This is a genomic window from Streptococcus mitis (genome assembly GCF_001579035.1).
In the GTDB taxonomy this organism is placed as follows: domain Bacteria; phylum Bacillota; class Bacilli; order Lactobacillales; family Streptococcaceae; genus Streptococcus; species Streptococcus mitis_J.
In genome coordinates this window covers 238,832-241,827 of record NZ_KQ970287.1, presented here as the reverse complement: position 1 = coordinate 241,827, position 2,996 = coordinate 238,832, and the positions used below count along the sequence as shown (strand labels likewise).

General features: G+C 39.7%; 2 protein-coding genes. Both read right to left on the bottom strand.

All coding sequences use genetic code 11. From position 1 onward, the window contains the following. On the bottom strand, positions 1 to 802 hold an 802-nt coding region (locus SMIDD26_RS05585; RefSeq protein ID WP_061439416.1), incomplete at its 3' end, for a glucose-1-phosphate adenylyltransferase. Further along, positions 792 to 2,720 (bottom strand): 1,4-alpha-glucan branching protein GlgB, encoded by a 1,929-nt coding sequence (gene glgB, locus SMIDD26_RS05580; protein WP_061439414.1) that lies wholly within the window; start codon positions 2,718 to 2,720, stop codon positions 792 to 794. The genes SMIDD26_RS05585 and glgB, both read right to left, overlap by 11 nt. Positions 2,721 to 2,996 lie beyond the last annotated feature (276 nt).

Below are 2,996 nucleotides of genomic sequence, written 5' to 3'. Positions count from 1 at the left end.
GACTATCCAAGGCATTTTCTGGAGAAATGTACTCCATGTTGGCTTCCCAAAGTGACTCAATGGTACCAACATCTTTCCAGTAACCTTTAAATTCATAGGCATAGACACTTTCACCTGACTCAAGGTAATTTGGAATGACATTTTTACCAAAGTCTGACATGTCAACCTTGCTCTTTTCAGCGACGACTAACATATTACGAAGACGTTGCCAATCAAAAATGTAGATTCCCATGGAAGCTTTTGTAGATTTAGGTTGAGCTGGTTTTTCTTCAAATTCAACAATACGATTGTTGGCATCAGTATTCATGATACCAAAACGGCTCGCTTCTTTAAGAGGGACGTCTAAAACTGCTACTGTCAAGCTGGCATTATTATCCTTGTGAGACTGGAGCATATCATCATAGTCCATTTTGTAGATGTGGTCCCCAGACAAAATCAAGACATACTCAGGATTGACACTGTCGATATAATCGATATTTTGGTAAATAGCGTGACTAGTTCCTTCGAACCAACGATTCCCTTCACTGGCAGAATAAGGTTGAAGAATAGAAACACCAGAATTGATACCATCTAGTCCCCAGCTTGAACCGTTCCCAATATGGTTGTTGAGAGCAAGAGGTTGATACTGTGTAATGACTCCCACATTATGAATCCCTGAGTTGGCACAGTTTGATAGGGCAAAGTCAATGATACGATAGCGCCCACCAAATTGCACAGCTGGTTTTGCGATGCTTTGAGTGAGTTTACCGAGACGAGTTCCTTGCCCACCAGCAAGAATCAAAGCTAACATTTCATTCTTCATTTTCTACTCCTTTTTGGTTTTTACTTGTAACGGTTTTTGCAGATTTCAAGCGACGTTTGATTTTCCAAACACTTGCTCCCATAGCCGGTAGGGTAAAGGTTAAGGTCTGCTCATAATCTTTCCATAGTCCTTCTTGCGTTTGAACAGTTTGATTATGTTCTTTCCAAACGCCTCCCCACTCTTCCAACTCAGTATTCCATACTTCTTCGTAAATTCCTGCAACGGGTAGTCCGATTGTAAAATCTTTCCGTTCAACAGGTGCCATGTTAAAGATACAGACTAACATTTCTCCCTTTTTACCCTTACGAATAAAGGAAAGAACACTCTGGTCTCGATTATCTGCATCAATGATTTCAATACCATCATAGCTGGTATCAATTTCCCACAGACAGCGGTTGTCTTTGTAAAACTGATTTAGCTGAGAAGTGAAATACTTCATCTTAGCATTCATTGGGTCTTCTAGGTTAGACCATTCCAACTGTTCTTCAGATTTCCATTCTAGGAATTGACCGTATTCGCTACCCATGAAGAGCAATTTCTTACCAGGGTGACAAATTTGGTAAGTGTAGAGATTGCGCAAGCCTGCGAATTGATTGTAACGATCTCCCCACATCTTATGCATCATACTCTTCTTACCATGAACGACTTCATCGTGCGAGAATGGCAAGAGATAATTTTCATTGAAAACATACATAAAGCTGAAAGTCACTAGGTTAAAGTCATATTTACGATAAATCGGATCTTCTTCGTAGAAACGGAGGATATCATTCATCCAGCCCATATTCCATTTGTAGTCAAATCCCAGACCACCAAGCTCTTTCATTCCCGTAATCTTGGTTGCAGACGAACTTTCTTCTGCAATCATCATCACATCTGGATATTCTAACTTAATAATGTCATTCAAGCGTTGAAGGAAATAATAACCTTCATAGTTGAGATTTCCCCCATCTTTGTTAGGTGTCCATGGAGCATCATCATAGTCCAAATAGAGCATGTTGCTAACAGCATCCACACGAATACCATCCAAATGATAGACATCAATCCAATGCTTAATGCAAGAAATTAAGAAGGACTGGACTTCATTTTTTCCAAGGTCAAAATTGAGAGCGCCCCAGCCATAGTTATGAGCCTTATTATGGTCTTGGTACTCAAAAGTCGGTGTCCCGTCATAATAGGCTAAGGCATCATCATTGATGGTAAAGTGACCTGGTACCCAGTCCACAATAACCCCAATATTATGGATATGACACTCCTCTACAAAATCTTGAAACTCCTCTGGTCGGCCATAAGCATGCTCTAAAGCGAAGTAACCCATAAGCTGATACCCCCAACTCAACCCCAAAGGGTGGGACATCAAGGGCATAAACTCAATATGAGTATAGTTCATTTCAACGAGATAAGGAATGAGTTCATCCTTGAGCTGGGCAAAACTATAAGGACTACCATCAGGATTTCTTTTCCATGAGCCAGCATGAACTTCATAGATATTGACAGGACGTTCAGCAAAGCCCCAACGTTTTCTTCGTGCCAACCAAAGTCCATCCTTCCATTTCTTTTCTGGAAGCTCTGTTACGATTGCTCCTGTTCCTGGACGCGCCTCATATCTGACAGCAAAAGGGTCAATTTTCATCAGTTGATGACCATTTTGACGTGTGACATGATATTTGTAAATATGCCCTTCTTGAGCCATATTGGTAAAGACTTCCCAGACCCCAAAGTCATTTCTTACCATTGGAATCTGATTTTCAATCCAGTTGGTAAAATCACCAACCAAGTGGACAGCCTGAGCATTAGGTGCCCAAACACGGAAAGTATAACCATACTCTCCATTTAGCTCTTCCTTATGTGCTCCTAGATAATGCTGAAGGTGAAAATTTTCTCCTGTCATAAAGGTGCGCAAAGCTTCTCTTTTATCCATAATACCCCCTCTTTTCTGTAAGCGTTTTCTATGTTTTTATTATACTACCTTTTTAGAGAAGATTCAAGTAAATTACTATACTTCTTTAAAATTATTTTGAAAATCTACAAAAAATTCACTTTCTCGTTCAATTGTAAAGCAATATTTTTTCAAAAAAATGTGAAAACGCCTTTCTTTTTCTACTATAATACCAAAAAGTTCGTATTTTTGCTACCAATATCATTTTTTTATAATCGAGTAGGGGATAGTCTCTAGCCCCTCTCACACCACCGTACG